Source organism: Erythrobacter sp. WG, from assembly GCF_026586795.1.
GTDB lineage: Bacteria > Pseudomonadota > Alphaproteobacteria > Sphingomonadales > Sphingomonadaceae > Erythrobacter.
Genome location: NZ_JAPFGY010000041.1, coordinates 1 through 25311, shown reverse-complemented (window position 1 = coordinate 25311; position 25311 = coordinate 1). Strand labels below are relative to the sequence as shown.

At 68.7% G+C, this 25311-nt stretch carries 24 protein-coding genes; 11 read left to right on the top strand and 13 right to left on the bottom strand.

Going from position 1 to position 25311, the window contains the following annotated elements:
• From OPU67_RS15410 to OPU67_RS15390, 5 genes are all read left to right on the top strand, one after another.
• Positions 1-545: uracil-DNA glycosylase family protein (locus OPU67_RS15410; protein WP_267621208.1), on the top strand; the 545-nt coding region annotated here is incomplete at its 5' end.
• 11 nt (positions 546-556) lie between these two features.
• Positions 557-2311 carry a lytic transglycosylase domain-containing protein gene (locus OPU67_RS15405; protein WP_267621206.1) on the top strand — a complete coding sequence of 585 codons (1755 nt, stop codon included), beginning with the start codon at positions 557-559 and terminating at the stop codon, positions 2309-2311.
• The gene (gene moaB / locus OPU67_RS15400; protein WP_267621204.1) at positions 2311-2841 is read left to right on the top strand and encodes a molybdenum cofactor biosynthesis protein B; all 531 of its coding nucleotides are present in this window, start codon (positions 2311-2313) and stop codon (positions 2839-2841) included. Before OPU67_RS15405 ends, moaB begins: the two co-directional genes overlap by 1 nt.
• Positions 2842-2994: 153 nt before the next feature.
• Positions 2995-4080 (top strand): PA0069 family radical SAM protein, encoded by a 1086-nt coding sequence (locus OPU67_RS15395; RefSeq protein WP_267621202.1) that lies wholly within the window; start codon positions 2995-2997, stop codon positions 4078-4080.
• 37 nt (positions 4081-4117) lie between these two features.
• On the top strand, positions 4118-4639 hold the full coding sequence (locus tag OPU67_RS15390; protein ID WP_267621200.1) for a YbjN domain-containing protein: 522 nt from the start codon (positions 4118-4120) through the stop codon (positions 4637-4639).
• Here the strand turns inward: OPU67_RS15390 and OPU67_RS15385 are convergent.
• Genes OPU67_RS15385 through OPU67_RS15375 form a run of 3 tightly spaced genes read right to left on the bottom strand, consistent with a single transcriptional unit; the run spans position 4636 to position 7188 of the window.
• Complete coding sequence (locus tag OPU67_RS15385; RefSeq protein WP_267621198.1) at positions 4636-5073, bottom strand: DUF1330 domain-containing protein; 438 nt, start codon at positions 5071-5073, stop codon at positions 4636-4638. The two genes, OPU67_RS15390 and OPU67_RS15385, sit on opposite strands and share 4 nt — an antisense overlap.
• Positions 5070-5588, bottom strand: coding sequence for a GNAT family N-acetyltransferase (locus OPU67_RS15380; RefSeq protein WP_267621196.1), 519 nt, complete (start codon positions 5586-5588; stop codon positions 5070-5072). Before OPU67_RS15380 ends, OPU67_RS15385 begins: the two co-directional genes overlap by 4 nt.
• On the bottom strand, positions 5581-7188 hold the full coding sequence (locus OPU67_RS15375; protein ID WP_267621194.1) for a long-chain fatty acid--CoA ligase: 1608 nt from the start codon (positions 7186-7188) through the stop codon (positions 5581-5583). The genes OPU67_RS15380 and OPU67_RS15375 overlap by 8 nt, the downstream gene beginning before the upstream one ends.
• 251 nt (positions 7189-7439) lie before the next feature.
• On the opposite strand from OPU67_RS15375, the gene OPU67_RS15370 reads away from it, so the two are divergent.
• On the top strand, positions 7440-8567 hold the full coding sequence (locus OPU67_RS15370; RefSeq protein WP_267621192.1) for an OmpA family protein: 1128 nt from the start codon (positions 7440-7442) through the stop codon (positions 8565-8567).
• A 49-nt stretch (positions 8568-8616) separates the two neighbouring features.
• Here OPU67_RS15370 and dnaE read toward each other — a convergent pair whose 3' ends face one another.
• The 5 genes from dnaE to OPU67_RS15345 form a co-directional block, all read right to left on the bottom strand.
• Positions 8617-12117 (bottom strand): DNA polymerase III subunit alpha, encoded by a 3501-nt coding sequence (dnaE, locus tag OPU67_RS15365; RefSeq protein WP_267621190.1) that lies wholly within the window; start codon positions 12115-12117, stop codon positions 8617-8619.
• Positions 12118-12292: 175 nt separating this feature from the next.
• Complete coding sequence (locus tag OPU67_RS15360) at positions 12293-12772, bottom strand: glutathione peroxidase (RefSeq protein WP_267621188.1); 480 nt, start codon at positions 12770-12772, stop codon at positions 12293-12295.
• Positions 12773-12792: 20 nt separating this feature from the next.
• Entirely contained in the window at positions 12793-13077 is a 285-nt protein-coding gene (locus OPU67_RS15355) for a hypothetical protein (protein WP_267621186.1), read from the bottom strand.
• 56 nt (positions 13078-13133) lie between these two features.
• Positions 13134-13814 carry an ABC transporter ATP-binding protein gene (locus tag OPU67_RS15350; RefSeq protein WP_267621184.1) on the bottom strand — a complete coding sequence of 227 codons (681 nt, stop codon included), beginning with the start codon at positions 13812-13814 and terminating at the stop codon, positions 13134-13136.
• Positions 13807-15060 (bottom strand): lipoprotein-releasing ABC transporter permease subunit, encoded by a 1254-nt coding sequence (locus OPU67_RS15345; protein WP_267621182.1) that lies wholly within the window; start codon positions 15058-15060, stop codon positions 13807-13809. The genes OPU67_RS15350 and OPU67_RS15345 overlap by 8 nt, the downstream gene beginning before the upstream one ends.
• Positions 15061-15277: 217 nt before the next feature.
• Here OPU67_RS15345 and purF point away from each other — a divergent pair, with 217 nt between their 5' ends.
• The 3 genes from purF to OPU67_RS15330 all read left to right on the top strand — a co-directional run bounded on the left by purF (position 15278) and on the right by OPU67_RS15330 (position 17970).
• Positions 15278-16765 (top strand): amidophosphoribosyltransferase, encoded by a 1488-nt coding sequence (gene purF, locus OPU67_RS15340; protein WP_267621180.1) that lies wholly within the window; start codon positions 15278-15280, stop codon positions 16763-16765.
• A 6-nt stretch (positions 16766-16771) separates the two neighbouring features.
• A complete protein-coding gene (locus OPU67_RS15335; RefSeq protein ID WP_267621178.1) occupies positions 16772-17488 on the top strand; it encodes an SDR family NAD(P)-dependent oxidoreductase in 717 nt (238 codons plus the stop codon).
• A gap of 134 nt (positions 17489-17622) precedes the next feature.
• Positions 17623-17970, top strand: coding sequence for a PilZ domain-containing protein (locus OPU67_RS15330; protein ID WP_267621176.1), 348 nt, complete (start codon positions 17623-17625; stop codon positions 17968-17970).
• Between the two features lie 96 nt (positions 17971-18066).
• Here the strand turns inward: OPU67_RS15330 and OPU67_RS15325 are convergent, their stop codons facing one another.
• The 3 genes from OPU67_RS15325 to OPU67_RS15315 all read right to left on the bottom strand — a co-directional run bounded on the left by OPU67_RS15325 (position 18067) and on the right by OPU67_RS15315 (position 21832).
• Entirely contained in the window at positions 18067-19308 is a 1242-nt protein-coding gene (locus OPU67_RS15325) for a serine hydrolase domain-containing protein (protein ID WP_267621174.1), read from the bottom strand.
• 68 nt (positions 19309-19376) lie between these two features.
• On the bottom strand, positions 19377-20762 hold the full coding sequence (locus tag OPU67_RS15320; RefSeq protein WP_267621172.1) for a cryptochrome/photolyase family protein: 1386 nt from the start codon (positions 20760-20762) through the stop codon (positions 19377-19379).
• 113 nt (positions 20763-20875) lie between these two features.
• Positions 20876-21832: a metal-dependent hydrolase gene (locus OPU67_RS15315; RefSeq protein WP_267621170.1), complete on the bottom strand. Its 957-nt coding sequence runs from the start codon at positions 21830-21832 to the stop codon at positions 20876-20878.
• Between the two features lie 93 nt (positions 21833-21925).
• Here OPU67_RS15315 and OPU67_RS15310 point away from each other — a divergent pair, with 93 nt between their 5' ends.
• A complete protein-coding gene (locus tag OPU67_RS15310; protein ID WP_267621168.1) occupies positions 21926-22876 on the top strand; it encodes an alpha/beta hydrolase in 951 nt (316 codons plus the stop codon).
• On the top strand, positions 22873-23355 hold the full coding sequence (locus OPU67_RS15305) for an RNA pyrophosphohydrolase (protein WP_267621167.1): 483 nt from the start codon (positions 22873-22875) through the stop codon (positions 23353-23355). The genes OPU67_RS15310 and OPU67_RS15305 overlap by 4 nt, the downstream gene beginning before the upstream one ends.
• A gap of 125 nt (positions 23356-23480) precedes the next feature.
• Here the strand turns inward: OPU67_RS15305 and OPU67_RS15300 are convergent, their stop codons facing one another.
• Positions 23481-23984, bottom strand: coding sequence for a tetratricopeptide repeat protein (locus OPU67_RS15300; RefSeq protein ID WP_267621166.1), 504 nt, complete (start codon positions 23982-23984; stop codon positions 23481-23483).
• A gap of 62 nt (positions 23985-24046) precedes the next feature.
• Entirely contained in the window at positions 24047-25225 is a 1179-nt protein-coding gene (locus OPU67_RS15295) for an RsmB/NOP family class I SAM-dependent RNA methyltransferase (RefSeq protein WP_267621165.1), read from the bottom strand.
• Between the last annotated feature and the right edge of the window lie 86 nt (positions 25226-25311).

Genomic DNA, 25311 nt, shown 5'->3' with positions numbered 1-25311 from the left:
AATCGCCCCCGGCCGATCTCGACGCCTTCCGCCGCTGGTGGCTGGACGCCCCCGGCCTTGCCCCCTCCCCCGCCTTCGCCCGGGTGCCGCCGCGCGGGGCACCGGGCGCGGCGCTGATGGTGCTCGTCCCCCAGCCCGAGGCGGGCGACGGCGAGCGGCTGCTGTCGGGGCCGCAGGGCCGCCTGCTCGCCGCAATTCTCGCCGCGATGAGCCTGTCGGAAAGCGACACCTATATCGCCTCGGCGCTGCCCTGCCACACGCCCATGGCGGACCTTGCCGCGCTCGCCCGAAGCGGCTGGGACGCCGTCACCGCGCACCACCTCGCGCTCGCCCGGCCGCAGCGGGTGGTTGCTTTCGGAACCGGGCTTGCCGCGATGCTCGGCGCCGGTCTTGAACCGGCGCCAAACCATGCTTTACGTGAAATCAACCAGACCGCGTGCAAGACGCCGGTCATGGTCAGCGAAACGCTCGACGCAATGATGGATGTGCCCCGGCTCAAGCGCCGGTTCTGGCGGAGATGGATGGAATGGTCGCCAAAGGTTTGAAGGCCGCCCCGATGGTTCGACGGGCGGCGCTGGCGGCGGCGGCGGTGGCGGGTCTTGCCCTGCCGCTGCCCGCCGCAGCCCAGCCGGTTGAGCTGGTCGCGCGCTGGAACGGCGCGGTGCCTGCCGACCGGGCGGTGGCGGCGGTGCTTTCGCAAGAGGACCGCACGCTCTACCGCCAGCTCTTCGCGGCGATCGACAGCGAACAGTGGGACATGGTCGAGACCCTGCTCGCCCAGCGGCCGAGCGGCGAACTCAACCAGATCGCCCTCGCGCTCTATTTCACCCACGCCCGCAGTCCGAAGATCCCGCCCGAGCGGCTCGCCGAGTGGTTCAACGCCGGGACCGACCTGCCGCAGGCCGAACAGATCGCGCGCATGGGGGCCAAGCGCGGTCTCGTCGCCCTCCCCCCGCTTCCCCAGCAACAGGGCTTCGCCCGCCAGCCCTATGCCCCCAAACGCATCCTGCCGCGCACCGTGAACGACGGCACCATGCCCGCCGCCACGGCGAGCGCGATTCTCGCCGCGGTAAAGGCCGACAACCCTTTCGAGGCGCAGCGGCTGCTCGCCGAAGTCGATCCCTTCCTGTCGAGCGATGCCCGCGCCGAGTGGCGCCAGCGCGTCGCCTGGAGTTACTACATCGAGAACCAGGACAATGCCGCGCTCGAACTCGCGCGCACCGTCGCGGAAGGGACGGGCGAATGGGTCGCTGAAGGCGCCTGGGTCGAAGGGCTCGCCGCGTGGCGCATGGGCCACTGCGCGCTCGCGCAGGAGGCCTTTGCACGGGTCGCAGGGCGTGCCTCGAATGTCGAGCTGCTGACCGCCGGTCACTACTGGGCGGCGCGCGCCGCGGTGCGCTGCCGCGAGCCGGGGACGGCGCAGCAGCACCTCAGCGCCGCCGCGCGCTATGACGAGACGCTTTACGGGATGCTCGCCGCCGACCAGCTCGGCATCGAACTGCCCCAGCACGCCCCGCCGCAGCCTTTCGGGCCGGCCGACTGGAACCAGCTCGCGGGGCGCAGCAACGTCCGCGTGGCCGTGGCGCTGATGGAGATCGGGCGGCCCGCCCTTGCCGACGAGGTGCTGCGCCAGGAAGCGAAGATCGGCCCGGCATCGCAGTTCGGCGCCCTGTCGCGACTCGCCCGCGAGCTCGGCCTGCCGCAGGCCCAGCTGTTCATGGCCCACAACGCCCCCTACGGCGCGTCGAGCGATCCCGCCTTGCGCTTCCCGGTCGCCTATTGGCAGCCGGTCGGCGGCTGGCAGGTCGACCCGGCGCTGGCCTTTGCCCATGCCTTGCAGGAATCCGCCTTCCGCGCCGACGCGGTGAGCCCGGCCAATGCGCGCGGCCTGATGCAGATCATGCCGGCGGCGGCCAAGGACCATACTGGGCGGCTGGGCCTCGGGGCGAGCTACAGCGATCTCAATGATCCGCAGGTCAATCTCGCCTATGGCCAGCGCCATCTGGAGATGCTGCGCGATTCCCCTGCGACCGGCGGCACGCTCCCCAAGATCATGGCCGCCTACAACGCCGGCCTGGTGCCGGTCGGGCGCTGGAACGGCGAGATCAACGACCAGGGCGATCCGCTGCTGTGGATGGAATCGATCCCCTATTGGGAGACGCGCGGCTACGTGGCGATCGTGATGCGCAACTACTGGATGTACGAGCGCGCCGCGGGCGTGCCCTCGCAGAGCCGCCGCGCGCTGGCGCAGGGCCGCTGGCCCGAATTCCCGCGCGCGGCCGCGACCCGCTCGGCGAGCCTCGAGCGCTGATGGCGGTCGACACGCGGCTGGCGTTCAAGCCGATCAACATAGCCGTCCTGACGGTCTCCGACACCCGCACGCCCGAGACCGATACGTCGGGCGATATTCTCGCCGCGCGGGTGACGGGCGCCGGGCACGTGCTGGCGACGCGGGGAATCGTCAAGGACGATGCCGCTCTCCTTGCCGCGCAGTTCGACGCGTGGATCGACGATCCCGAGGTCGATGCGGTGGTCAGCACCGGCGGCACCGGCCTCACGGGCCGCGACGTGACGCCCGAGGCGCTGGCGATGATTGCGGGCGCGCGCGAGATCCCCGGCTTCGGCGAGCTGTTCCGCTGGCTCTCGTTCAAGAGCATCGGTACAAGCACCGTGCAATCGCGGGCGATGGCGGTGGTGGCGCGCGGCACCTACATCTTCGCGCTGCCCGGATCGAACGGCGCGGTGAAGGACGGCTGGGACGGCATCCTTGCCGAGCAGCTGGACAGCCGCAACCGCCCCTGCAACTTCGTCGACCTGATGCCCCGCTTGCGGGAAGTCTGAGGCCATCCTTCGTCAGCCCCGCGAAAGCTGGCGCCAAGGATGTCGCAGACCCCGCCCAGCCCCCTCCAGGCCCCCGCCAGACCCTGCCTAGCCCCCCTCCAGACCCCCGCTTGCGCGGCGATTTCGCTTGGCGACGGGGGTTTTGTTCCCTAAATGTTTCACGTGGAACATTCGCCGGTCAAAGGTCGCGGTGCGCAATCGGGGGCGGTCCCCACCCGCTTCGGGCTGGCAAGCCGCGAGGTCGACGGCGACTGGCGCGACCATGTCGCGATGCTGGACGGCCCGCCCATCAAGCTGCGCACGACGGTGACCGAGGAGCGCCCGAAGACGATCCTCACATTCAACCAGTCCCCCGACGTCCCCTTCGACCGGTCGGTCAACACCTACCGCGGCTGCGAGCACGGCTGCATCTACTGCTTCGCCCGGCCGACCCATGCCTACCACGATCTCTCCCCCGGCCTCGATTTCGAGACCAGGCTCTTCGCCAAGCCCGAGGCGGCCGCGCTGCTGAGGAAGACATTGGCGAAAAAGGGTTATGTTCCAAAGCCCATAGCCTTGGGAACGAACACCGATCCTTACCAGCCGATCGAGCGTGACTGGCGCCTGACCCGCCAGATCCTGGAGGTGTGCCTCGAAACCCGCCACCCCGTCACGATCACCACCAAGTCAGACCGGGTGCTGGCCGATGCCGACATCCTCGCGGCGATGGCGCGGGAGAACCTCGTCGCGGTGGCAATCTCGGTGACAACACTCGACCCGGCGCTGTCGGCGAAGCTCGAACCGCGCTGCGCTGCACCGGGCAAGCGCTTGGCGGCGTTGGCAAAACTGGTGGAGCTGGGGGTGCCGGTCCATTGCTCGATCTCCCCGATCATCCCGGCGATCACCGACGAATTCCTCGAAAGCATCGTCGCTCGCGTCGGCGCCATGAGGGTGCAAAGCGTCGGCTGGATCCCGTTGCGCCTCCCCCATGAGGTCGCCCCGCTGTTCCGCGAATGGCTCGCCGTCCACTTCCCGGACCGCGCGGGCAAGGTGATGGGGATCGTCCGCGAAATGCGCGGGGGGCGGGACAATGATCCCAATTTTCACAGCCGCTTCAATCCGAAGGGCGTGTGGGCCGACCTGATCCGCGCGCGCTTCGCCGTCGCCTGCCGCAAGGCGGGGATCGCAAGGGCGCGCTTTGCGCTCGACACGTCGCGCTTCTGCCCGCCATCTGCGGATGGCCAATTGGCGCTCCTGTGATAAGGGCGGGGACAGCCGAAGGGTTTCAGAGGGTTCCATGCGCAAGTTCATCATCGCCGCCGCGGCCGCCGTCGCCCTTGCGGGCCCCGGTACGGCGGCACGGGCGGAAATGGCCACGGTGCTCAAGACCTTCTCCCGCGCCGAGTTCGAACGTGCGCTGCGCGATGCGGGGGCGACCGTCGCCCCGGCGCAGCCGGAGAGCGACCGCATCGACTTCACCTTCGACGACGGTGTGATCGCCGACGGCCTGCTGCTCGCCTGCGAGGACGAGACGAAGAAGAAGAAGTGCCTCGGCGCCTCGCTGCTCGCGACCTTCACGCCCGCCGACGGCACGACCGCCGAGCAGATCCAGGCGGCGATCAACACCTACAATTTCAATGAGAATTTCGGCCGTGCCTATCTGGACGAGGAGGGCACGATCTCGGTCAGGATGTACATCATCGCCGACGGAGGGATCACCCGCGAGAACTATGCGGGCCAGATCCGGCTGTGGTTCGCCTCGGTGGTCGACTTCTTCGGCTACCTCTACGGGGAGCCGGAGACGCCGCCGGCGGCCTAGCCGAAGCCCTCCCCCGGCTCGCCCGGGGCGAAACGCACCAACCGGCTGTCAACCAGCGCGGCCGTGCGATTGACCACCGCCTTCTGATACTCCGGGTCCTTGATCATCGCGAAGAAGGCGCCGGCATCGGGATAGCGGGCGATGAAGGCATCGTGCCAGCGCTCGCCCTCTGGCCCTGTCACCATGGTCTCGAACCGCCCGCGCCACAGGATCTCGCCGCCCAGCCGGCGGAAGATGGGTCCGCTGGTGGTGCCGTATTCCTGATAGGCGCGCCTGCCGCTCCAGCCCTTGCCGGCGTGTTCGTGGCCTTCGGGATATTCGGCGATGTCCCGGTAGAGCAGCAGGTTCAGCATATTGATCGGCTGGTCGCGCGGCAGGTCCTTGAAGGCCTGGAAGTTCGCGGGCGACGGGTCAATAAAGGCCTCGCAGGTCATGGCGTGGGGTGCTCCTCACTGAGATCACGCTGCATGTAAACGGTATCGAGCAAGCGCCCGAATTTCTTGCCGACATTGCGCATCCGCCCGGCGTGGACAAAGCCGCAGCGGGCGTGGAGCGCCACGGAGGCGGGCTCGCCCCCGCCGATCACCGCGATCATCTGCTCGAACCCGCTCGCCCGCGCGGCATCGATCAGCGCAGGCAGGAGAACGCTGCCGATCCCTGACCCCCGCGCCGCGTGGGCGACATAGATGCTGTCCTCGCAGGTATGCGCATACGCGGCGCGGTCGCGGAACCGCGCGGCATAGGCATAGGCGACGACCGCGCCCCTCCGCTCGGCGACAAGGAAGGGAAACCCGCGCGCGGCGAAATCGGCGAGCTTCTCCGCCCACGCCCCGGCATCGGGTGCGAGCGTGTCGAAGGTCGCCGTGCCGTTCGCCACGTGCCAGGCATAGATCGCGGCGATGGCCTGCGCGTCGCCCTCCCGCGCAGGCCGGACGCGCAGGTCAGGCAAGCGTGTAGTCCGCGAAGCGGTCGCGCAGGTCCTTCTTGCTGATCTTGCCCGTGGCGGTGTGGGGGATGTCGTCGACGAACTCGACCGCATCGGGCATCCACCACTTGGCGATCTGGGGCCTGAGGTGCTCGAGGATGTCCTCGGCGGTCACATCGGCGCCAGCCTTCTTCACCACGAAGAGGACCGGGCGCTCGTCCCACTTGGGGTGATAGATGCCGATGCACGCCGCCTCGGCCACGCCCGGATGCCCGCAGGCGGCGTTCTCGAGCTCGACCGAGCTGATCCACTCGCCGCCCGACTTGATCACGTCCTTGGTGCGGTCGGTGAGCTGGAGCGTGCCGTCGGGGTGAAGGATGCCGACATCGCCGGTGTCGAACCAGCCGTCGTTGTTGGTCGCATCGGCTTCCGCCTTGAAATAGCGGCGGATCACCCACGGCCCCCGGATCTGGAGCGCGCCCGAGGTCTTGCCGTCGCGCGGCAGCTCGGTCGTCATGTCCGAGAGGTCAACGGTGCGCAGCTGCACGCCGAAGATCGGGCGGCCCTGCATCGCCACCTTCTCGACCTTCTCCTCGAGGCTGAGGCTGTCCCAGTCCCAGGTCGGCCCGCCCACCGTGCCGATGGGGCTGGTCTCGGTCATGCCCCAGGCGTGCTGCACGCGCGTGCCGTTCTTCAGCAGCCGCTCGATCATGAAGCGCGGTGCCGCCGAACCGCCGATGGTGGCGGCCTTGAGCGGCGGCAGGTCGAGGCCGTTCGCGTCGCAATACTGGAAATGCGCAAGCCACACGGTCGGCACACCCGCAGAGTCGGTGACGCCCTCGCGCAGCATCAGCTCGTGCAGGACCGCCGGATCGTTCACTGCCGAGAACACGAACTTGATCCCCGCCATCGCGCCCGCATAGGGCAGCCCCCAGCTCGCCGCGTGGAACATCGGCACGACCGGGAGCATCACCGAGGCGCTCGAGAAGTTGAAGGCCGCCGGTTGCAGGCCCGCCATCGCGTGCATCACCGTCGAGCGGTGCTCGTATTGCACACCCTTGGGATTGCCGGTGGTGCCGCTGGTGTAGCAGATCATGCAAGGGTCGGTCTCGGCGCCGCCGACCCACTCGAAATCGCCGTCCTCGGCCGCGATCCAGTCCTCGAAGGCGGGGGCGTGCGCGCCGGAATCGTAGCAGATGTAGTGCTCTACCGTCGGCCAGCGGCTCCTCATGCGCTCGACGATCGGCTGGAAGGCCGCGTCGTAGCACAGCACCCGGTCCTCGGCGTGATTGACGATATATTCGAGCTGGTCGTCGAACAGGCGCGGGTTCACAGTGTGGAGCACCCCGCCCATCCCCGCGACGCCGTACCAGCTGACCAGATGGCGCGCGTGGTTCATGGCGAGGCTCGCGACTCTGTCGCCTGGCTTCAGCCCTAGTCGCTGGAGCGCCTGCGCCATCTTCAGCGCGTCGCGGCGGATCCCGGCCCAATCAGTGCGCGTCTCGCTCCCGTCGGCCCAGCGGCTCACGATCTCGCGCGTCGGTGCCTCGCGCGCGGCGTGATCGATCACCGCGGTTACCCGCATCGTCCAGTCCTGCATCGCCCCGAGCCTTGCAATGGCCATTGTCGCTCTCTCTCCTTTCTGGTGTCCGCCCGACCTGTCCTGGCGGGCGGACGACGGTCAAGCGTTCATGCCGCCCGCCCCGCGCCTTGGCAATCACCTCAGCCAATCGAAGGCACGCCTCGCCGCACCCCGATGAAACATTTCCTATGCCCGCGGGCTTGCAGTCCGCCCGCCGGGCAATCCGCGTTGCGAGGGATCGATCGCGGCTCCTCTCCCGGGTGAAAAAAAGATCTATCTGCAAGGAAAAAGAAATGAGAAACATATGTTTGCTTCTTGGCGGAGTCGCCGTCGTCGCGATCGCCGGGCCCGCCTCAGCGCGTGACGGTCGCCCCTATCTCGGCATCAACGGCGGCATCGTCTTCGAAGACCAGGTGCGCGTCGAGAACGAGCCGTATCGCGGCAGCCTCAACGAAGCACGCATCAACACCGGCACGGGCTGGGAAGGCGACGTGGTGCTCGGCTACGACTTCGGCCGCTTCCGGCTCGAAGCCGAAGCCGGTTACAAGAACCAGGACCACGACACCCTGTTCATCACCGGCCCGAACACAGGCGGACTGCCGGTCGGCACCCGCCTCGGGCCCGACAGCACGCAGAAGACCTACAGCGCGATGGTCAACGGCCTCATCGACTTCGGCCGCGACGACGGGCTGCAGGTCTATGCCGGCGGCGGCGCGGGGATCGCGCGGGTCGATTTCGAACTGGGCGTGCCGGGCCGCGCGGACTTCATCGACGACAGCGGAACGGCCTTCGCCTGGCAGGGCATCGCCGGGCTGCGCTACCCGGTCACCGACAACATCGATGTCGGCCTGAAGTATCGCTACTTCCGCGTCGAGAACCTCAACATCAATGGGTTCAACAACGCCCCGCTCGAAGCGCGGCTGGAATCGCACTCGGCGCTCGCCAGCGTGATCGTCAACTTCGGCGGTCGTCGCCAGCCCGAGCCGGTTGCCGCCCCGCCCGCCCCGCCGCCGGTCGCTCCGCCGCCGCCGCCGCCGGTGCAGGCTCCCCCGCCGCCGCCGCAAGCCGCGTGCAACACCGGCCCGTACATCGTGTTCTTCGACTTCGACCGTTCGGACATCACGCCCGAAGCGGCCGGCATCCTCAACAGCGCGGCGAGCGCCTATGCCAATTGCGGCAATGCGCGCGTCATGCTCGCCGGTCACACCGACCGTGCGGGGAGCGTGCAGTACAACCAGGGCCTCGCCCAGCGTCGCAACAGCGCGGTCCAGAATTACCTGGCCTCGCGCGGCGTCCCGGGCGGCGCGATCTCGGCGCAGGCCTTCGGCGAGAGCCAGCCGCGTGTTCCGACCGCCGACGGTGTGCGCGAGCCGCAGAACCGGCGCGTGGAAGTGACCTACGGCCCGGGTTCGGGGATGTAAGGACAAGCAGGAGGGGCCGGAGCAATCCGGCCCCTTTCGCTTCGAGGGATCAGGCCACCAGCCTGAGATTGCCGCGCCGCCTGAGCGGCGCCAGCGCGACCCGCGAAATGCCTTCGACCGCGCCGAGCCGCTCGGCAAGTTCGCCGGTCAGCACGAAGTGGCGCCCGAGCCTTAGCTGCACCTGCCCGCCATCGGCGAGCGCGAGGCGCACCACCACCTCGCCCGCACCGGAAGGCCTGTCGCCGCGTGCGGCAGCAAGCTCGATCTGGAGCTCGCGCAAGCCCTCGATGCTGGCGATCTCGCAGCTCAGTTCCATCGCCGTCGACCCGCTCACGGCCGCCAGCGGCCGCGCCCCGCGCACGGTGAGGCGCGGCGGTTCGTCGGGGCTCGGCGCGTCCAGCTCGACCGTCAGCAACAGGCACTCGCCCGCCGCCGCCCAGCGTTCGAAATCGGGCACCAAGGCTTCCTCGAAACAGGCGGCCGAAAACTGGCCCGACGCATCGGAGAAATCCGCGCGCACGAAGGTCCCGCCCTTGCGGGTGCGCGCCTTGGTGATGCCCTCGACCAGCGCCGCCATCACCGCCGTGCCCCGCCCGCCCGGCGGCGCGCCCGCCTCCATCAGGCTCTGGTAGGTGCGCGCGCCATTGGCCGATGCGACGTCGCGATACTGCGCCACCGGGTGCGCGGAGAAGTAGAAGCCGAAGTTCTCGCGCTCCTTGGCCATCTTCTCGGGCCGCGTCCACGCGGCGCAGGGCTGCAAGCGCAGGTCCTCGGTTGGCCCTGCATCGCCGCCGAACAGGCCAGCCTGCCCGCTCGATCTTTCGCGGATCGCCGCATCAGCGACGGCCATCAGGTGCTCGGCATTGGCGAAGAGGAGCGCACGGTCCGGCTCCAATCCGTCGAAGGCGCCCGCACAGATCAACCCCTCCAGCTGGCGGCGATTCATCGTGCCCTGCGGCACCCGCTCGAACAGGTCCTTGAGGCTCGCGAAGGGCCCGTTCGCCTGCCGCTCGGCGACGATCGCCTCCATCGCCTTCTCGCCGACATTGCGGATGCCCGCCAGCGCATAGCGCACCGCGTAGCCGGTATCGGTCTGCTCGACGGTGAATTCGGCCTCGCTGGCGTTGATGCAGGGCGGCAGCACTTCGACCCCGCCCTGCCCGTTGGGGTAGCGCCGCGCATCGTCGACGAAGACGTTGAGCTTCTCCGACTGGTGCATATCGAAGCACATCGAGGCGGCGTAGAACTCCTCAGGGTAGTGCGCCTTCAGCCACGCGGTCTGGTAGGCGAGCAGCGCATAGGCGGCCGCGTGGGACTTGTTGAAGCCGTAGCCCGCGAACTTGTCGATCAAGTCGAACAGTTCGTTCGCACGCTTGGGCTGGATGTCGGAAACCGCCTTGCAGCCCTCGACGAAGCGCCCGCGCTGGGCGTCCATTTCGGCCTGCACCTTCTTGCCCATCGCGCGGCGCAGCAGGTCTGCGTCACCCAGCGAGTAACCGGCGAGCACCTGGGCGGCCTGCATCACCTGTTCCTGATAGACGAAGATGCCGTAGGTCTCGGCGAGGATGCCCTCGAGCTTGGGATGGGGATATTCGATCGGCACCTGCCCAGCCTTGCGCTGGCCGAACAGCGGGATGTTGTCCATCGGACCGGGGCGGTAGAGCGAGACGAGCGCAATGATGTCGCCGAAATTGGTGGGCTTCACGGCCTTGAGCGTGCGGCGCATCCCTTCGGATTCCAGCTGGAACACCCCCACGGTGTTGCCCGCCTGCATGAGGTGATAGACCTGCGCGTCGTCCAAGGGCAGCGCGCCGAGGTCGATTGCGATGCCGCGCTTTTCGAGGAGGTCTACGGCCTTCCGCAGCACCGAGAGTGTCTTCAGCCCGAGGAAGTCGAACTTCACCAGTCCTGAGGATTCGACATATTTCATGTCGAACTGCGTCACCGGCATGTCCGAGCGCGGATCGCGGTAGAGCGGCACCAGCTTGGCGAGCGGCCGGTCGCCGATCACCACGCCCGCCGCATGGGTCGAGGAATTGCGCGGCAGGCCTTCGAGCTGCATCGCCAGATCAACGAGGCGCTTCACCTCCTTGTCGTTGTCGTATTCGCGCTTGAAATCGGCGGCGCCGTTCAAGGAGCGCGGCAGGGTCCAGGGATCGGTCGGGTGGTTGGGCACCATCTTGCAGAGCCGGTCGACCTGCCCGTAGCTCATTTGCAGGATGCGCCCGCAATCGCGCAGCACCGCGCGGGCCTTGAGCTTGCCGAAGGTGATGATCTGCGCGACGTGATCGCCGCCGTACTTGCGCTGGACGTAGCGGATCACCTCGCCGCGGCGGGTTTCGCAGAAGTCGATATCGAAGTCGGGCATCGACACGCGTTCGGGGTTGAGGAAGCGCTCGAACAGCAGGCCGAGCCTGATCGGATCGAGATCGGTGATGGTGAGTGCCCAGGCGACCGCCGAGCCCGCGCCGGACCCGCGCCCCGGCCCCACCGGGATGCCCTGTTCCTTGGCCCATTTGATGAAGTCGGCAACGATCAGGAAGTAGCCGGGAAAGCCCATCTTGACGATCACGTCGATCTCGAATTCGAGCCGGTCAAAATAGACGCGGCGCTCGTCTTCGGTGAGTTCGGGATAGGCGGCGAGGCGCGCTTCGAGGCCCTTGCGCGAGTCCTCCGCCAGCATCTTCGCCTCGCCCGCCAGATCGCCCGCAAGGCTCGGCAGGATCGGCTTGCGATAGGGCGGTGCACAGGCGCAGCGTTGGGCGATGACGAGGGTGTTGGCGGTCGCCTCGGGGAGATCGGCGAAGGCCTCCTCCATCATGCTGGCCTGCTTGACGAAGGCCTGCGGGTTGGAGCGCGGGCGATCATCGGCCTCGATCTGGGTCGAATTGGCGATGCACAGCATGGCGTCGTGCGCCTTGTGCATGTGAGGTTCGGCGAAGTTGGCAGGGTTGGTGGCGACCAGCGGGAGATCGCGTGCGTAGGCGAGGTCGACCAAGGCGTCTTCGGCGCGCTCGCAGACCGGATCGCCCGCGCGCGCGAGTTCGATGTAGAGCCGTCCGGGGAACAGGGCTTCGAGCTTCTCGATCAGCCGCGTAGCCGCATCCTGCTGCCCCTCGGCAAGCAACCGCGTCACCCCGCCCTCGCCCGCGCCGGTCAGCGCGATCAGGCCCTCGGTGCGCCCCTCGAGGTCGGCGAGGGTGACGTGCGGGTCTCGCTCGAGCGGGCGCTCGAGGTGCGCGGCCGAGACGAGGTGGCAGAGGTTGTCGTAGCCCGCGTCGTCCTGCGCGAAGAGCGGGAGGTAGTCGACGAGGCTGCGGGTGTCGTCCCGCGCCACGCCCAGCAGGGTGCCGATGATCGGCTGCACGCCCTCGCCCTTGCAGGCGGCGGCGAAGGCCATGATGCCGTAGAGGCCGTTGCGGTCGCAGATCGCGATGGCCGGGAAGCCGCGCTCCTTGGCGAGCTTGGCGATCTCCTTGGGATCGATCGCCCCTTCGAGCATCGAATAGGACGACAGCACGCGCAGGGGAACGAAGGGGGCGAAGGGCATGGGCGCGAATATGCGGTGCAGCACGGGATTCGCCAAGGCAAGTGGCTCGGCTTTTCCGACATCTCGTCATGGCGAGCCGCAGGCGAAGCAATCCCTGGGCAAAGAGATGCGCAGGCGGACAGGGTGATCCATGGATTGCCGCGTCGCTACGCTCCTCGCATTGACAAGGCGGTGTCTAGAGCAGCTTCTCGATGTCCTTGGCGATCGCGGCCGGCGTATCGGTCGGGGCGTAGCGCTTCACCACTCGGCCCTGCCGGTCGATCAGGAACTTGGTGAAGTTCCACTTGATCGCGGTGGTCCCCATCAGACCCTTCTTTTCCGACTTCAACCAGTCGAACAGCGGCGAGGCATCGGCGCCGTTCACGTCCACCTTCGCCATCAGCGGGAAGGTGACGCCGAAATTGACCTTGCAGAACTCGGCGATCTCGTCGGCTGATCCGGGCTCCTGCGCACCGAACTGGTTGCAGGGGAAACCCAGCACCTCGAAGCCGCGATCCTTGAACTGCTGGTAGAGCTTCTCGAGCCCGTCATACTGGGGCGTGAAGCCGCACTTGCTGGCGGTGTTGACCACCAGCAGCACCTTGCCGAGCTTCTCCTCGAGCGCGAGCTCCTGCCCGCGGTTGGTGGTCACGGTGAAATCGGCGATGGTCGTCATGCAGCCCCCGGATGCGTAATCTAGCCGCCGTCTTTTGCGGGAAAACCCGGCTCGCTGGCAAGCGCCATCGCTTCAGCGGCGGTGTAGATGCGATCGCCGGCCTTCTGGATGACGTAGCCCTCGCGCTCGCCTTCCGGAAGCTGCGCGATATGGCGGATCATTTCCGCGAAGGTCCCGCGCCGGATCGCCACGCCCTCGGATAATTGCGCGCCTTGGGCGGCCGGGACGATAGCCGCGCGGTCCGCCCAAGCCTGTTCGCCCGAGGGGGTGGTGCCGCCGCCGAAGGTGCTGAGGTGGTCGCTCATCGCTGGTTCTCCTTTGCGCTACCGCTTGCGCGAGCCTGGGCGCGCTGAAGACCAACCTAGATGAGCACGCCTTCCTTGAGGCGGACGACACGGTCCATGCGCGCGGCGAGCCGTTCGTTGTGGGTGGCGACCAGCGCCGCGCTGCCTTCGCCGCGCACGAGCGCGAGGAACTGCGCGAGCACGGTGTCCGAGGTGTGCTCGTCGAGATTGCCGGTCGGCTCGTCCGCCAGCACCAGCGTGGGCCGGTTGGCGAGCGCGCGGGCGACGGCGACGCGCTGCTGCTCGCCGCCCGACAGCTGGCTGGGGCGGTGGGTCAGGCGCTCGCCGAGGCCGAGGCTCGCAAGCAAGCTGTCGGCGCGCGCGACTGCATCGGCGCGCGGCACGTCGCGGATCATCTGCGGCATCACCACGTTCTCGCGCGCGTCGAAGTCGGGCAGCAGGTGGTGGAACTGGTAGACGAAGCCGAGATGCGCGCGCCTGAGTTCGGTGCGCGCGTCCCCGGCGAGCTCCTCGGCGCGGGTGCCGGCGATGGCGATGGACCCCTCGAAGCCGCCTTCCAGCAGGCCCACCGCCTGAAGCAGGGTGGACTTGCCCGAACCCGAGGGGCCGAGCAGCGCGACAATCTCGCCGGGCATGATGTCAAGATCGATGCCGCGCAGCACGTCGATGCGCTGCCCGCCCTGCTCGAAGCTGCGCCTCAAGCTCCTGAGGCTGACGATCGGGGCACCCCTATTCATAGCGCAGCACCTGCACCGGATCGGTGTTCGCCGCCTTGAGCGCGGGGTAGAGCGTCGCAAGGAAGCTCATCGTCAGTGCCAGCGCGACGATCCCCAGCACCTCCCACGGATCGGTGCGCGAGGGCAGCGTCGAGAGGAAGCGCACCTGCGGGTCCCAGATCTGCTGGCCGGTGGCAAAGGCGATGAAATCGACGATCGGCTCGCGGAAGAACAGCACGACGGCGCCGAGCAGCAGGCCCGCCGCGGTGCCGATCGCGCCGACCGTGGTGCCGGTGGTCACGAAGATCTTGAGCATCGAGCGCCGGCTCGCGCCCATCGTGCGCATGATCGCGATGTCGCGGGTCTTGGCGCGCACCAGCATGACGAGGCTGGAGAGGATGTTAAAGGCCGCGACCAGCACCATGAACGAAAGCGCGAAGAACATGGCCACGCGTTCCACCTGCAAGGCCTCGAACAGCGCGGAGTTCATGGTCTTCCAGTCCGAGATGATCGCCTGCCCGCCGAGCTGGCGCGCGACCGGCGCGAGGATTTCGCCCACCTTGTCGGGATCGGTGACGGTCACCTCGATCTGCGCGACCGAGTCCCCCATCAGGAGCAGCGTCTGCGCATCGGCGAGCGGCATCATCACGAATTTCTCGTCGAAGGTGTAGATGCCGACCTCGAAGATCGCGCCGACCTCGTAGCCGACCTGGCGGATCGAGGTGCCGAAGGGCGTGGTGCGCCCGGCCGGGTTGATGATGGTGATGACGTCGCCCACGCGCACGCCCAAATTCTGCGCCAGCTGGCTGCCGATCGCCACGCGGCCGAGGCCCGAGGGGCCCGGCGGGGCATAGAGGCTGTTCATGTCGCCGAGCAGCACCTTGTCACCAAGGTTGCGGATGTCCTTGTCGCTCTGCCCCCGCAGGAAGATCGCCTCGACCGTGCCGTTGAAGCTGACCAAGAGCGGCTTTTCGATCATCGGCGAGGCGCTGGTCACGCCCGGCGTGCGCTCGACATTGGCGAGCACGCTGCGCCAGTTGTCGAGCCGCCCGCCATAGGCCTGCACCACCGCGTGGCCATTGAGGCCGGTGATCTTGTCGAGCAGTTCGCCGCGAAAGCCGTTCATCACGCTCATCACGATCACCAGCATCGCGACCGAGAGCATCACCACCCCCACCGAAATCCCGGCGACGAGCGCGATGAACGCCTCCCCCCGGCCCGGCCAGAGGTAGCGCTTGGCGATCATCCGTTCGAAGGGGGAGAGCATGAAGTGGAGCGTTGCCCGTTGGTTGCTGAACGCTGCCTGTAGTGCGCAAATGATACACCCGCAACCGCGTCGTGCCTACCTGCGGCTTAGCCGCGCCGCGGTCACACTCCGGTCGGCAAAAAGCCGGGCACGCCGCTTGTGCTTTCCCTTGTAATTGCCCTGTCACATCGCCATTGGGGCATGGCCCGGCGGCGGGACGCTCGCGCAATCTCTGGTGATGCCGATGACACCCCTCAATGTGACCCACCCTTTCCTCGATGCGGACGGGGACAAGCTGCGTGAGGAATGCGGCATCTTCGGCGCGATCCGCGCCAACGATGCCGCTGCCGCGACCGCGCTCGGCCTCCACGCGCTCCAGCACCGCGGGCAGGAGGCGGCGGGAATCGTCAGCTACGACGGCAAGGAATTCTACGCCAGCCGCGGCCTCGGCCACGTCGCCGAGAACTTCTCCTCGGCCGAGGCCATCGCCGCCCTGCCCGGCCATATGGCAGCCGGCCACGTCCGCTATTCGACCACCGGCGGCGCCGGGCTGCGCAACGTCCAGCCGCTCTATGCCGATCTTGCCAGCGGCGGCTTTGCAGTCGCGCACAACGGCAACATCTCGAATGCCGGCGCGTTGCGCGCCGATCTCGTCAGCAAGGGTTCGATCTTCCAGTCGACCTCCGACACCGAGGTCATCATCCACCTCGTCGCCACCTCGCGTTACCCCACCATCGCCGACCGGCTGGTGGATGCGCTGCGGCTGGTCGAGGGCGCCTATGCCCTCATCGTCATGACCCCCGAGGGCATGATCGCCTGCCGCGACCCGCTCGGCATCCGGCCGCTGGTGATGGGCCGGATGGGCGATGCGACCGTCTTCGCCTCCGAAACCGTCGCCTTCGACGTGGTGGGCGCCGACTTCATTCGCGAGGTCGAACCGGGCGAGCTGGTGCTGGTCGATTTCGCCGGCGAGATCCGCTCGGTGCGTCCCTTCGGCAGCCCGGCCCCGCGCCCCTGCATCTTCGAACACGTCTATTTCAGCCGCCCCGATTCCGTCTTCGCCGGCCGCAGCGTCTACGAGGCGAGGAAGGCGATCGGCACCCAACTCGCCATCGAGGCGCCGTGCGAGGCCGATCTCGTGGTGCCGGTGCCGGATAGCGGGGTGCCCGCCGCGATCGGCTTCGCGATGCAGTCAGGGCTCCCCTTCGAACTCGGCATTATCCGCTCGCATTACGTCGGGCGGACCTTCATCCAGCCCTCGGACGGCGCGCGCCATTCGAGCGTCAAGCGCAAGCACAACGCCAACCGCGCGCTCGTGGAGGGCAAGCGGATCGTGCTGATCGACGATTCGATCGTGCGCGGCACCACCAGCCTCAAGATCGTCGAGATGATGCGCGAGGCGGGCGCCGCCGAAGTCCACTTCCGCGTCGCCAGCCCGCCCACCGCGCATTCCTGCTTCTACGGCGTCGACACGCCCGAGCGCTCCAAGCTGCTCGCCGCGCGCATGGACCTGGAGCCGATGCGCGAATTCATCAAGGCCGACAGTCTCGCCTTCATCTCGATTGACGGGCTCTACCGGGCTGTCGGTCAGGAGAAGCGCAACACGGGCTGCCCGCAGTTCTGCGATGCCTGCTTCACCGGCGACTATCCCACGTCGCTGACCGACCTCGCGCTCGCCGAGGCCCGGGCCGCCCAGCTTCCCTTCGCCGATCCGAAAGCCGCCTGACACCCCATGACCGACCAGACCAAGCCGCTCACCGGACAGACCGCGCTCGTCACCGGCGCCAGCCGCGGGATCGGCGCCGCCACCGCCAGGGCGCTCGCCGCGGCAGGGGCGCACGTGATCCTCGTTGCGCGCAAGGTGAAGGCGCTCGAGGAGGTCGAGGACGCAATCCACGCCGCGGGCGGCACATCGACCATCGCCCCGCTCGACCTTGCCGAGCCCGATGCCGTCACCCGCCTTGCCGATGCCATCGCCGGGCGCTGGCCGCAGCTCGACATCCTGGTGCTCGCCGCCGCCTACCTCCCCGAACTCACCCCGGCCGCGCAGATCGAGCCCAAGCAGTTCAACCAGGCGCTGCTCACCAACGTGGTCGCGACCCAGGCCCTGCTCGCCGGGTTCGACCCGCTGCTGCGCGTCGCGAAGGCCGGGCGGGTGATCGGCCTGACCAGTTCGGTCGCCGCCGCCCCGCGCGCCTATTGGGGCGCCTACGGCGCGACCAAGGCCGCCTTCGAAAACCTGCTCGCCACCTATGCCGCAGAGACCGAGAACCTCGGCCCCTTGCGCGTCGCGATCATCGATCCCGGCGCGACCCGCACCGAGATGCGCGCCCGGGCCTTCCCGGGCGAGGACCCGGCCACGCTGAAGGGCCCGGAAGTGGTCGCGGATCGGCTGGTGGCGCTTCTGGAGCAAGGCTTCGACAGCCTCCACCGCGAGCGTATCGACTGACGCACGGCGCGGCCCATCCTTGCGGCTGCGTTTACCATCCCTGCATACCTGTCGTTAGCAATCGCGGGCGCACATTTCGGAGCGGACCACTTCGCCCCGACAGACCGCGCTGCTTCGATACGAGGTGCACAGCGATGCCCAAGAGTGCCGATCCCTACCGCCTTGCCTCGCAGGAAGACCGCTGCGGGCCGCGCACCCGCCTGACCATCCCCGCCACCCTGCGCGCCTCGGGCGGGCGGGCCTTCCAGAGCGTGGTGCACGACCTGTCGATCTCGGGCTTCTCGGCCGCCTCGATCAACCGGATGCACGAGGGCCAGATGTGCTGGCTGACCCTGCCCGGGCTCGAGGCACTTCAGGCCGAGGTGGTGTGGTGGGACAACTGCATCGTCGGCTGCGCCTTTTCCGAGCTCCTGAGCCCGATCGTCCACGACAACATCCTGCAGCGCTACAGCAACGTCGGCACCTTCCGCCAGGTGATCTGACCGCACGCCGCCCTCGGCCATGTTTCACGTGAAACATGGCCGCAAGCGGGGGTCTGGCGGGGGTCTGCCCCCCGGCAAGCACCTCCTTTGGGCGGCCTAGCGCTCGACGCTCGCGGCGACCTTGCGCGCCAGGTCGAGGAACGCGCCCCGCGTCGGCCCGCCGCTCGCGTTCTTCCAGTTGCCGATATAGGCAAAGACCACGCCCTCGCCCGGACGCTGGCCGGGGTACAGGGTGATCCCCTGCCCGAAAATGCCCTGCGCACCGAAGGTGCCCCCTGGATAGGTCCACCACTGGTAGCCATAGCCGAACCCGGTGTCGCCGAAATCGACCGTGCTGTCCGTCGCCTCGGCGAACCAGCCCTCCGGCACCGCGCCCTTCCCGCCCTCGAGCGCGAACTGGCCCATGCGCGCATAGTCCGACAGCCGGATCGAGAGGCAGCACCCGCCGATGTTCCCGCCGCGTGGATCGACCATCCAGAACAGCCCGCCCGCAAAGCCCGCCGGGTCGACGATCTTCGCCTTGGCATATTCGGCCAGCGGCTTGCCCACCGCATTCTCGACCAGCAGGCCGATGAGGTTGGTCTCGCCGGTCTTGTAGACCCACTTGCTGCCCGGTTCGGCCTCGCGCGGGAGCGACTTCATCTGTGCGACGATCGCATCGGCGCCGTGCTCGATCACGAAGCTCTGGGTCTTCGCCACGTCGCTGTTCGGGTCGGTGTAATCCTCGTTCCACTTCGCCCCGCTCGTCATGGTGGCGAGCTGGCGGACGGTCACGCCTTCATAGGCCGATCCGGCGAGGCCCGGGATATACCTGGTCACCGGATCATCGAGGCTCGCGATGAAACCGTCCTTCACCGCCGCCCCCAGCAACGTCGAGGTGAAGCTCTTGGCGACCGAGAAGCTGGTCCAGCGGTCCTGCGGCCCCATCCCGAGGCCATATTCCTCGTGGACCACCTTGCCATCCGCCAGCACCATCACGCCGGCGGTGCCGGTCGCTGTCATCAGCGCGGTGATCTCGGCACGAAGCTCCGGGCTGAGCGCCTTGCCCTTGGGCAACGCGCGCGGGGTCGCGGCCGCGGCGACCTCGTGGCCGGCGAACCACTGTTCCATCGCGCGGAAGCGTTCGGCGCGCTGCTGGTCGGACCAGAACAGCACCTGAAGCTCGGAAGGGTCGCGCGCCGGGGGCTGGACGAGGCGGGCTTCCGGCGTTTCGGGATATTGCGGCGGGCGCGCGAGCGCGGGCGCATCCCTGGCTGTCTGCGCATGGAGCGGCGCGAAGCCGCCGAGCAGCGCCAGCGCCACTGTCGCGCCCGCGACCATGCCGTTCTTCACACCCATGATATCACCCTCTCGTCTCGTGTGGACGGGGTGCATAGGCGGGCAGAGGGCGCGCGGGCAAGCCCCCGTCAGCCGCTCTTGACCGCCTTCAAGGCTGCCAGCGCCCGCTCGCGCGCGGCCTTGTGGGGGACGATCTTGCGCGGATAGCCCGAGGGGCGCGCCCCGTGCTCCTCGGGATCGTGGATCGCAGGTTCTTTGAGGTGCTTCAGCTCGGGCACGTATCCGCGGATATAGCGCGCAGCGTCGAACTTCTCGGACTGGCTGAGCGGCGCCATGATCCGGCTGAACATATTGGAATCCCCGCCCGTGCCTGCGACCCACTGCCAGTTGGTGGCGTTGGAGGCGTAGTCGGCATCGACCAGCGTGTCCCAGAACCATTGCTCGCCCACGCGCCAGTCGATCAGCAGGTGCTTGATGAGGAAGCTCGCCGCGATCATGCGCACGCGGTTGTGCATCCACCCGGTCTGCCAGAGCTGGCGCATCCCGGCATCGACGATCGGGTAGCCGGTGCGGCCCTGCTGCCACGCTTCAAGGTCGCGCGCGGCGTGCTCGTCCGTGGCGGGGTCGCGCCAGGGGAAGCGATCGAACTCCTTGCGGTGATTGGCGGTGGCGTAGTCGGGGAACTGGCAGATGGTGTTGGTGGCGAAGTCGCGCCAGATGAGCTCGCCCTCGTAGGTCGACCACCCCTCGCCGGTGCGGTCCTTGTGGGCGTGCCACACTTGGATCGGCGAGATCTCGCCCCAGTGAAGATGCGGCGAGAGGCGCGAGACCTTGTCCTCCGACGGGTGGTTGCGCTTGTCGTGGTAGTCCTCGACGTGATCGGCCCACCAGCGCAACCGCCGGTGCGCCGCGGCCTCGCCGACCTCCCAGAAGTCCCGCAGGCCGCCCGCCCAATCGGGCCTGGTGGGGAGGAGGTTCCAGGAGGCAAGGTCGTCGGATGCGGGCCACTCGGCGGGCGCTTCCAGCCTGTCGGGCACCGGAAGCTCGTCGCGCGGGGGAAGCTCGGCCCTGAGGGCGCGGCTGAACGGCGTATAGATCTTGTACTGCCCGCCCGTCCCAGTAGTGATCGAGCCGGGCGGCATGAGGTAATTGCCGTCATGGCAGTGCAGGTCGAGCTTGTCCGCCAGCTTGCCCTGCACCTTGCGCCACCACGGCTCGTAGTGGCGATTGCAATGGACGGTGGTCGCGCCGACTTCCTGCGCCAGCTTCGTCAGTTCCTCCACCGCATTGCCGCGCCGCAGGATCAGCCGGCTGCCCTTCTTCGCCAAGCTCTCCGCAAGGCTCGCCAGCGAATGATGCAGCCACCAGCGCGAGGCGCCGCCATAGGCATGGTGCTTCGGGCTCTCGTCGTCGAGGACATAGACCGCGACGAGGGGGCCTTGCTGCGCGGCGTGGTGGAGCGCGGGATTGTCGGCCAGGCGCAGGTCGCGGCGCAGCCATACGAGTTGGGTCATTATGGTCATTCAAACACTCGTCATTGCGAGGAGCCGAAGGCGACGCGGCAATCCAGAGTCCATCGGTGCCGCTCTGGATTGCTTCGGCGACTGCGTCGCCTCGCAATGACGAATTAGGGGCGGGGAAGTTCCTCGCACCTCACGTCCGGCAGCGCGACCGAGAACCGGTCCCGCGCGCGCGGATCGTAGAAACGGGCGTCGTAGAGGGTCACCGAGCCGTCCGCCGCCCGCGTCGCAAAGGGCGCGCGCGACCAGAACAGGAAGGCGTCGAGCTGGGAGTTGGCGCGGCGTTGCTCCGTGAGGTCGGGCAGCTTGCACTGGACGGCTTGCGAATTGGCATAGCCATACCCGAAGTCCGTGCCGTCCCAGTCGCTCGAAATCCAGCGCCCGTCGTAAGCTTGCGCGATCTGCTCGCGCCGCCAGAAGGCAAGGGGCACAGGGGCCGAGATATAGGCCTGCGGATAGGGCTCGGTCATCGTCCCGCGCGTCTCGTGGTTGAGCCAGGTGTGCCCCGCATTGGCCGCAACATAGGCCAGCACCGCCGCAATCCCCACCTGCCCCGCACGCGCCCAATTGCCCCCCGCCTTCTCCCGCCGTCGCGACACCCAGATGCTCGCGATCAGCATCGCCCACAGCCACGGGTCGATGATGAACAGCGTGTCGCCGTAGAACCACTGCGAGGAGAAGGGCTCCAGCAGCCGGATGCCGTAGACGTTGAGCCAGTCGAAGAAGGGGTGGCTGAGGCACCCGATGAAGGCCATCGCGTAGAGCCAGCCGAAGCGCACCGGCAGCCGCGCCTCGGGCCGCGTCCCGCGCCGCTCCTGCCAGCGGTCGAAGGCCCACAGCAGCCCCGCCAGTATCAAGGGCAGCAGCACCAGCGCGGGCGGGCCGTGGGTGATGCCGCGGCGGAAGGCGAGGTGCTCGGTGCCCTCGAGCCAGAAGAAGCACGCCGCATCGACGTCCGGCAGGTTCGCACCGATGATGAGCGCCGGCATGGCGAGACCGGTCGTCCGCTTCAGCCCCGCCTGCCCCAGCACCGCGCCGACGAGGCTGTGTGTCAGATTGTCCATGGCATCGCTGGCTAGCGCGGCTCCAGCGTCCAAGCGAGTGGAAATGCGCGCCGCCCTCGCCTATCGCTGGCGGCAACAGACACGGGAGAGCGCATGACCGAAACACCCTACATCCGGCCCGACATGAAAGCCTTTCTCGACATGATGGCGCAGGTCAACGGCCCCAAGCTCGCCGACCTGACGCTCCAGGAAGCGCGCGGCTCCTACCAGGCGCTGCACAACCTGGCCGACCGCCCGGCGCGCGCGCTTCCGGTGATCCGCGACCTTGCCTGCCCCGGCCCGGCGGGGGAGATCCCGCTCAGGCTCTACGATGCGCGCGAGAACCGCGAGGGGCCGAGCCCGGTGATCGTCTTCTACCACGGCGGCGGCTTCGTGATCGGCGACCTCGAGACGCACCACGCGCTGTGCACCGAAATCGCCGCGCTCGCCGACCTGCCGCTGGTGGCGGTGCATTATGCCCGCGCGCCCGAGGCGCCCTTCCCCGCCGCGATCCTCGACTGCGAGGCGGCGACGCGCTGGGTGGCTTCGAGCCCCGCCGAACTCGGGCTGACGGCCAGCGGCCTCGTCACCATCGGCGACAGCGCCGGGGGCAATGCCACGGTGGTGGTCGGCCAGCTCCTCGGCCAGAACCCCGCCGCGGTGCCCGTCCTCCTCCAGGTGCCGATCTTCCCGCTGGTCGCCGACGCGATCGGCTCGCGCAGCATGGAGGCCTTCGGCGAGGGCTTCCTGCTCACCGCCGAGACGATGGGCTGGTTCGATGCCGGCTACCGTGCCGACCGCGCCGATCCGCGCGGCTTTCCGATCCTCGGGCGGCACGACGACGCGCCGCCGACGATCCTCGTCACTGCCAGCCTGGATCCGATCCGGGATTCGGGCCGCGCCTATGCCAAGGCGCTCGTCGATGCGGGGCGGGAGGTGCTGTTCCTCGAGATGCGCGGGGTCACCCACTCCTTCACCAATCTTCGCGCAGCAGTGCCCTCCACGCAAGCCGACGTCGAGCGGATCGTCGCGGCGATGAAGTTCATGCTGGAGAATGGGGCATGACGGACCCCGAAAGCCTCCCCTACCGCCCCTGCGCGGGCTTCATGCTGGTGAACGCCGCCAGCCTCGTCTTCGTCGGCCAGCGCATCGATGCGAGCGCGCACGGGTACTGGCAGATGCCGCAGGGCGGGATCGACCCGGGCGAGGACCTGCGCGAGGCGGCGCTGCGCGAGCTCCACGAGGAAATCGGCGTCGGCCCGGACAAGGTCGAGGTCATCGCCGGCCCCTCGCGTGCCTTGCGCTACGACCTGCCGCCCGAGCTGATCGGCAAGGTGTGGAAGGGCAGGTATCGCGGGCAGGAGCAATACTGGTTCCTCGGCCGGTTCCTGGGGGAGGACAGCGACATCGACCTCGAAGCGCACAACCCGCCCGAATTCAACGCATGGCGCTGGGTCGAGCCGGGGCTGCTCCCCGAGCTCATCATCCCCTTCAAGCGCGCGACCTATGAGGACGTGCTCAAGGAGTTCCGGGAATTCATCTGATCGTCATTGCGAGGAGCCGCAGGGCCGCGGCATTCCATCACCTGCCGCCCTGATCAGCCGCTCCGCCCCTGGATCGCCGCGCCCGTTCCGGGCTCGCGCTGACGAAGGAGGGGAAAGCCGACGCCTCAGTTCGCGGCAGGGCCGCTCTCGACCGTGCTCTCGACCGCGAGCCGCGCTTGCGGCACGCCGCGCGCGATGCTGGACTGCAAGGCGACGGTCTCGGGGCAGCGATCCCCGCACAGCGATTGCAGCGTCGCCAGGTTGCGCTTGGCCTTCTCGAGCGCGCCCTTCTCGACCAGCGCCGTGCCCTCGCCCGCGATTGCCGCGAAGTTCTTGGGATCGCGCTCCAGCGCCTCGCGGTAGTAGCGGATCGCCTTGCCCTGAAGGCCCTGCAGGCGCGAGGCCTCGGCAAGATCGACCAGGATCGGGGTGTGGCCCGGATCGACCGCGAGCGCGGCCTCGAAGGCGTCGACCGCGGCATCGGCTTGCCCCCCCTCGAGCGCAGCGCGCCCTTGCGCGATGAGCGCCGCCGCGCGCGGGTCCGGCGCTCCGCCGGCGCCCGCGCTGGAAATGCTCGCCGTCATGGCCAGACACAGGGACAGAGCGGCGGCGGCGGGCGCAAAACGCATCAGGAGCTCCTTCAAGGCCGGGGAACGTGGACCGGACGGGCGGATCATACCACGCGATGCTATCATGGTGAACGCAGGGCCGCGACAAAAAAGCCGTCGGTCCCGTCGTGGAGCGGATCGAGCCGAATTCCTGCACCGCGCGCCCGGCCGACCGGGAGTGCGAGCGGCTCGGCCCGCCAGCCGGGGTGGCGGGCGAGGAAGGCGGCGATGCGGTCCGGCCCTTCGGCATCGAGCACCGAGCAGGTGACGAAGGCGATGCTGCCGGCCGGCCGAACGAGCTGCGCCGCCACATCGAGCACGTGGTCCTGAAGCGCGGTGAGGCGTGCCAATTCGCCCTTGTCGAGTCGCCACCGCGCCTCGGGGCTGCGGCGCCAGGTGCCGCTCCCCGAACAGGGCGCGTCGACGAGGACGTGATCGGCCTTGCCCTGCCACGGCGTCAGCGCATGCATCTCGCGGCCCGGATCGAGCAGCACGGTGTGGTCGATCGCCGCCCCGGCGCGCGCGGCGCGCGGGGCGAGGTTGCCGAGACGGCGCTTGTCGGTGTCGGCGGCGACAAGGCTCGCCGCATTACGGAGGCGCGCGGCGAGCGCGAGGGTCTTGCCCCCGCCGCCTGCGCACAGGTCGATGATCGTGTCGCCGGGCGCCACGGGCAATGCCTCGACGATCAGCTGGGAGCCGAGGTCCTGCACCTCGAGAAGGCCTTCACCTTGCGCGGTCCATTGTTCGACCGGGGTGCCGGTGGGAAACCGCAGGCCCTGCGCGCTGGGGAGCGATTCGCCCGCTTCGGGCAAGTCCAGCCGGGCGCGGTCCGCCTTCAGCGCATTGACCCGGATATCGAGCGGGGCGCGGTCCAGCAGCGCGGCGATCTCCCGCCCGCCGAGGCCCGAAGCGCGCAAGGCGGCGGCGAGCCACTTGGGCGCAAGGCCCGTATCGGCCGCCGTCTCGCCCTCGGCGCGGGGGGCGGGGGCGTGGGTGGAGCCGTCGAACAGCGCGGCGATGGCTTCATCCTGCCCCGCCACCGCCAGCATCGCCGCACGGCCGCTCGCCGGGACGGGGCCGCACAGGCGGACCGCGCGATAGACGAGATCGCGCACCGCGCGGCGATCCTTCGAGCCGGCATAGCGGCGGGCGCGGAAATAGTCGGCGATCAGCCGGTCCGCCGGCGCGCCCTTCGCGCGGGCGGCGGCGATGATCTGGTCGACGAGCTCGATCGCGGCCTGGACGCGCGCGGCGGGGGTCATGTCCTCCCCCACCGGGGGAGGGGGACCATGCGAAGCATGGTGGAGGGGCACGCGCGGCTTTCCGGAGAGCGGCGCGGGGGGGGGGG